The following is a 6,064-nucleotide window of genomic DNA, read 5'->3' on the forward strand; positions in this document are numbered from 1 at the left end:
GGTCCGCCACCGCGGACCAGGGCATGACGGCCAGGGCCAGGCCGATGGTGGCGGCGGAAAGACTGAGCGCGGCGTCGGCCGCGCTGACCTGGAAGGTTCGGGCGATGCCGGGCAGCACCGCCTGCACCGAATACAGTTGGGCGAACGTGGCGAAGCCGCCGAAGAGCAGCGCCAGGAGCATGTTGCGGTAGCCCGGGCTGCCTTTCGGGTGGCCTGCCCAGGGCTGTTCCGCGCTACTCACGCCTTCGATGCTATGCCGGAGGCCACCGCCGGCAGGAGTTGTACGGTCCCCTCCCGAGGTTGCAGTCCGCCCCCTTAGGCCGGAATGATGCGCACGGGAATGGATTGCCAGCCTCGCAGCGTGTTGTGCAGGAAGGGCACGGGTTCGGCGGTGAACTCGATGGTCTTCACACGTTTGGCCAGGGTGGTCAGCAGCACGTCCATTTCCAGCCGCGAGATAGGCTGGCCGACGCATTGGTGGATTCCCATGCCGAATCCCAAATGACCGCCGGCCTGCCGGTCAATCCGGTACTCGTGGGCGTCGGGTCCCCAGTGCTCCGGATCGCGGTTGGCCGCGCCGACGAAGACCGCCACCTTGGTATCGGCCGCCAGCTCGAGACCGTGCAAGACAGTATCGCGGCTGGTGGTGCGGAAGAAGGACTGGAAGGGTGACTCGTACCGGAAGGCCTCGTCGATGGCGAATTTGGTCAGCCGGGGATTCTCGTGGACCTTGGCCCACTCCCCCGGATGCTGTGCCAGCGCAGCCAGCGTGTTGCCGATCGAGAAGATGGTGGTGTCCAGCCCCGCCGAGAGCATGGCCCGCACGAGCAGCGCGGCCTGGGCTTCGGTGATCTCGCCGCGGTCGGCGTAGTCCCAGATCTGTGCCCCCAAGCTTCCCTCCGCCAGTCGCTCCCGGGCTGTATTGGCCATGGCCCAGTCATTAGTGCCGGCGCCCAGGCGGAAGAACTCCTTGGACCGCTCGTCGTCCGGGCCGAAAGTGCTGAAGTTCATCGCACCGAGCGCGAGCAGGTTCTCGGCCCGCCCCGCGCGGGGAATTCCCACCGCGTCGCCAAATACGCGCAGCGGGAAGACCTGAGCGAAGTCGGTCACGGCGTCGAACTCGCGTAGCTGCAGCACCTGCTCCACCAGCTCGTCGGCGAATTCCTGGAACTGCCCGCGCAGCGCCCGGGTCCCCTTGGGGGAGATCACGCCGGCCATCGCCTGGCGCATGGCGGTGTGGAGGGGCGGGTCGGACTCCATGATGCCCTGCGGACGCCATGACGGTTCGTGGTGCAGGTTTTTCGGCCCCGCGCCGGCACCGGAAATAAAGGTGGCGTGGTCGTCCAGGATGTCCTTACACGCACCGAAACGGGTGAACGCCGGCACACCGTACTTGTCCAGCCACACCCCAGGTCCGGCTTGGCGCATCCGCTCGAACAGCGGATACGGGTCGGTCAGGTTCGCGTCGGAATACGGATCGTCGGAAATGGCGGGGGCTGCTGCCACCGGCAAGTCGGTTGTCATTGGAGGCCTCACTCAGGTTGCGGCAGGGAATGGCCTCAAGGTAGCGGTGTTTTGAGACTGAAGCGGAATTCCATTCTCATAATGTGAGAATGGCAATTGCCGGTGGGGCCAGCCTCGGTGGAGCATCGCTGGAGTGCCCTGGATGCCGGAAGGTCTGTGAGGAGGTTGGGTTGACATCATTCGAGCGCGGACTGGCCATTTTGGCCGAGGTCGCTGCCGACGGCGATGCCACCATCGACGCGGTGGCCAGCAAGCTGGGCATCCCGCAAAGCACCGCCTACCGGTACTTCAAAACGCTCAAGGACCGCGGCTTCGTCCAGGAAGACGGGGGGCGCTACCGGCCCGGTCGGGCCCTGCTGGAACTCACCGGCCGGCACCACGTTCAGTCCCACCTCGCAGAGGTGGGCACGGCAGTGCTCAAAGATGTGGTTGATGCGGTTGGCGAGACGGCCGTCTTGATCATCCGGGTAGGCACCCAGGCCATGTGCCTGCGACGGGTGGAGCCGGATAAGTCGCTCAAATACACCTTCGCCATTAACGAAATGCTGCCGCTGCATGCCGGGGCCGGGCAGCGGATCCTGTTGGCCTGGGCACCGCAGGACGTCGTCCGCCAAGTGCTGGACCGCCAGCTGCCGCGGTTCACGGACCACACTCCGACGGCCGAGCAGGTTCAGGCGGCCTTGCCGCAGATCCGCGCCGCGGGCCGCGCCGTCTCACGCGGCGAGCTCGATTCGGGCTCGGTATCCGTCGCAGTGCCGGTCTTCTGCCGCGGCGAGGTGGTTTGTTCGCTCAACGTCGCCGGCCCCGAAAGCCGTTGCGGCACCACAGCCTGGATCAATTCCGCGCTCAACGCCTTGGGCTGCGCCGCCCGGAACCTCACCGAATCGCTCGAGTCCACGACCAGTTTCCAATCAACCAGGGAGATCGCCGATGAATACCCAGACCGTCACTGAAACCCCCGTCGTAGTGGGGATTAGCCGCACTACGCTCGAGGATATGATCCAGGTGGCGCGGTTCCGCCGGCCGGTGGAGATCTCCGACGAGGCGCTGGCCCGGATGGAACCGAGCCGGGCTTGGCTCGGATCGGTGGTGGAGCAGATGGAAGCTGGCCACCCTACCGCGCCGATCTACAGCATCAATACCGGTTTCGGTTCCCTCGCCGGACGCAGGGCCTTCGACGAGGCTTCCGACACTGCGGAGCTGTCCCGCCGGCTGGTCCTGTCAAACGCCGCCGGCGTCGGCCGCTACGTGGACGAGGAAGTGGTGCGGGCGACCATGTTCATCCGGATCGTGAGCCTGGTCCAGGGCCACTCCGGCATCCGAGCGGAGATCGTCACCACCTTGGCGGAAATGCTCAACCGCGGTGTCTGCCCTGCCATCCCCGAGTACGGCTCGCTGGGCGCGTCGGGGGACCTTATTCCGCTGGCGCACGTGGCCATTGTGATGACCCGCCCGCACGCCGGCGAAGACGAGGAACTGGACTCCGGCGAGGCTTTCCTGGACGGCGCCATAACCAGCGGCAAGTACGCGATGGCCGCCGCCGGTCTGGACCGGCTGCCGCTGGGCGCCAAGGACGGCCTGGCACTGCTCAACGGCACCTCCTTCTCCTGCGCCCAGGCGGCTCTTGCCCTGTTCGACGCGCAGAACCTGCTGGAAACCGCGCAGATTACGGCCGCCATGACCATCGAGGCGCTGATGGGCTTCGGCGACGCCTTCATCGCCGAACTGCATGAAGCCCGCGGCCAAAAGGGCCAGATCGAGGTGGCCGCCCGAATCCGGGAACTGCTGGCCGGCAGTTCCCTGGTCGATGGCAGCGCCGAGGCCGACCCTGTGCGCCAGCCGCCCCAGGACGCGTACTCGCTGCGCTGCGTGCCGCAGGTCTTCGGCCCGGTCAAGGACACTTTGGAGTTCGCTGCCGGGATCATCGGCAACGAAATCAACGCCGCCACCGACAATCCGCTGATCTTCCCGGCGCTGCCGGCCAGTCGCTCCCTCAAGGCAGTCTCCGGCGGCAACTTCCACGCCGAATACGTGGCCTTCGCCGCGGACTTTATCTCCATTGTGGTCACCGAGATCGGGAACATCACCGAGCGCCGGCTCTTCCGGCTTGACGACGGCACCCTCAACCGCGGGCTGCCGGACATGCTGATCGACAGCGAGCAGACCGGCATGGACTGCGGCTACATGCTTCCGCAGTACCTGGCCGCTGCTCTCGTCTCAGACTCGAAGACCCTCTCGCATCCGGACAGTGTGGATTCGATCCCCACCTGCGCCAACCAGGAGGACCATGTCTCCATGGCCAACAACGCCGGCAGGCACGCCCGGCAGGTCGTGGCGAACATCGAGACCGTGGTGGGGATCGAACTTCTCATGGCCTGCCAGGCCCTGGAACTGCGGTTGGCCAAGCCGGAGACCGCGTCCGCCACGCTGGCACCGGCCAGCCGGGCAGTGCTGGAGATGGTCCGTTCGTCCAGGTCGGCCGACGGCCGGGCGGTGGACCACATCAACAGGGACGTGGTGATGTACCCGCGCGTCCGCACCGCCCGGGAACTCGTCCACGGCGGCGCCGTCGTCACTGCGGTCAATGAGGTGCTATCCGGCTCGGCCTAAGTTGGGAAGCCGTTCGGCCCGGCGGTGGGAATAGGCCGCCGGAGCCGGCCTTTTCGGAACACAGGAAGCGCCCGCTAGCCCCCTGCCACGGGCGTTCGCCGGGCACAATACAAGGAGACACCTGCATGGAAACCGCACCGCACGACGGCTTCTTCGACGTCGAGGTCACCCGGATCGAGCCCGCCTCCGACTCGGTGGTGGCACTGCGGCTACAGCATCCCCGCGGCGAGGCATTGCCTCCCTGGCAGGCCGGTGCGCACGTGGATGTGCTGCTGCCCAACGGGCTGCTGCGGCAGTACTCGCTCTGCTCCCGGCCGGAGGACGACTTCTGGCGCTTGGGCGTGCTGCGGGAACCGGCCGGACGCGGAGGCTCGGCCTGGATTCATGATGAGCTGCGGCCCGGCACCAAGCTGCAGGTGCGCGGCCCGCGGAACAACTTCGCCCTGGAACCGGCCGGCAGCTACCTGTTCATCGCCGGCGGCATCGGCATCACCCCGATCCTGGCGATGGTTCGGCAGGCCGAGGCCGCCGGCGCGGACTGGACGTTGGTTTACCTAGGCCGCAGCCGCACCTCGATGGCCTTCCAGGACGAACTGGCCGCTTACGGCGAGCGCGTCCGCTTCCACGCCGACGACGAGTCCGGCCTCTTCCCGCTCGAACCGCTGCTGGCCGAACTCGACGCCGACGCCCACGTCTATGCGTGCGGACCCGCTCCGCTGCTGGGCGCGCTCGAACAACTGACCGCGGACTGGGCGGATCCGGCCAGGTACCACTTTGAGCGCTTTGCTGCCGGTCCCGCCCCCGTCCCGGCCGCGGCGGAAGCAGACAGCGAATTTGTGGTCGAGACCGCTGACGGCACCGAGGTCACCGTCCCCGCCGGCACCACCATCCTGCAGGCTTTGATGGACATTGGCATTCCCGTGCTGAACTCCTGCCGCGAGGGCATCTGCGGCACCTGCGAGACCCCGGTCATATCCGGCGAACCCGACCACCGGGACAGCCTGCTCTCGGACGAGGAGCGCGCGGCCGGGGACACCATGATGATCTGCGTCTCGCGCTGCAAGGGCGGGCGCTTGGTATTGGATATCTGAGCCGGCCCCGAGCTTCCGCCCCGCCCTGGCCGGCGTCCAACACTTGACCATATCCGGAGCGCTCGATGCCTCACGCATTGATGGGGCAGCGGCATGCTCCGGCCGGCCTCGCCATTAGACTCGGTGACGAAAGCACGGTTTCCACTGTTACCTCCCACGAAAGAGGATCTTCTTGTCCCAGCTCCAGCCCGGCATGTCCGCCCCCGAGTTCACCCTCTCCGACGCCGACGGCAAGAAGGTCTCGCTGTCCGACTACGCCGGCGGGAACGTGGTGGTCTACTTCTACCCCAAGGCCGCCACCCCTGGCTGCACCACCGAGGCCTGCGACTTCCGCGACAGCCTCAACTCCCTGCAGGCCGCCAACTACGACGTCATCGGCATCTCGCCGGACGGCCCCGAGGCCATCCAAGCGTTCAGCGACGCCGAGGGCCTGACGTTCCCGCTGCTGTCCGACCCCGACTTCGCCGTGGCCAAGGCGTACGGGTCCTACGGCGACAAGGCCTTCGGCGACAAGGTCTTCACCGGGACGCTGCGCAGCACCTTCGTGATCGGTCCCGACGGAACCATCAAGCACGCCGAGTACGACGTGGACGCCAAGGGCCACGTCGCCCGCCTGCGGGAAACGCTCGGGGTCTAGTCCCGGGGACTTCCCAACACTCCAAGCACGACGGCGGTGCTTGGCTGGCGCCGTCGTCGCTCCGTTTCGGGCGCCTGCTCCGCTAAACAACCGGAGCAGGCGCCCGAACCGGAGCGTGCGCCCGAACCGGAGCCGTCAGGCCGGCTTCAGTCGACCGGCTTCCGGCCGCCGCCACCGCCGGTGCGCACCGTCAACCGTGCCG

At 67.2% G+C, this 6,064-nt stretch carries 5 protein-coding genes and 1 pseudogene; 4 read left to right on the forward strand and 2 right to left on the reverse strand.

Going from position 1 to position 6,064, the window contains the following annotated elements:
* Together AC5RUJ_RS09475 and AC5RUJ_RS09480 are read right to left on the reverse strand one after the other, a co-directional pair.
* Positions 1–241 (reverse strand): annotated as a pseudogene (locus tag AC5RUJ_RS09475) (MFS transporter); the annotation flags it as partial.
* A gap of 74 nt (positions 242–315) precedes the next feature.
* Positions 316–1,524 (reverse strand): cytochrome P450, encoded by a 1,209-nt coding sequence (locus AC5RUJ_RS09480; protein WP_494127645.1) that lies wholly within the window; start codon positions 1,522–1,524, stop codon positions 316–318.
* A 170-nt stretch (positions 1,525–1,694) separates the two neighbouring features.
* On the opposite strand from AC5RUJ_RS09480, the gene AC5RUJ_RS09485 reads away from it, so the two are divergent.
* From AC5RUJ_RS09485 to bcp, 4 genes are all read left to right on the forward strand, one after another.
* Positions 1,695–2,477, forward strand: a complete 783-nt coding sequence (locus AC5RUJ_RS09485; RefSeq protein WP_494127646.1) for an IclR family transcriptional regulator — start codon at positions 1,695–1,697, stop codon at positions 2,475–2,477.
* Positions 2,455–4,134 carry an HAL/PAL/TAL family ammonia-lyase gene (locus tag AC5RUJ_RS09490; RefSeq protein WP_494127647.1) on the forward strand — a complete coding sequence of 560 codons (1,680 nt, stop codon included), beginning with the start codon at positions 2,455–2,457 and terminating at the stop codon, positions 4,132–4,134. Before AC5RUJ_RS09485 ends, AC5RUJ_RS09490 begins: the two co-directional genes overlap by 23 nt.
* A gap of 125 nt (positions 4,135–4,259) precedes the next feature.
* Entirely contained in the window at positions 4,260–5,225 is a 966-nt protein-coding gene (locus tag AC5RUJ_RS09495) for a PDR/VanB family oxidoreductase (RefSeq protein ID WP_494127648.1), read from the forward strand.
* 172 nt (positions 5,226–5,397) lie between these two features.
* Positions 5,398–5,862 carry a thioredoxin-dependent thiol peroxidase gene (gene bcp / locus AC5RUJ_RS09500; RefSeq protein WP_494127649.1) on the forward strand — a complete coding sequence of 155 codons (465 nt, stop codon included), beginning with the start codon at positions 5,398–5,400 and terminating at the stop codon, positions 5,860–5,862.
* Positions 5,863–6,064 lie beyond the last annotated feature (202 nt).

It is taken from the genome of Arthrobacter sp. Y3223164 (assembly GCF_059091005.1).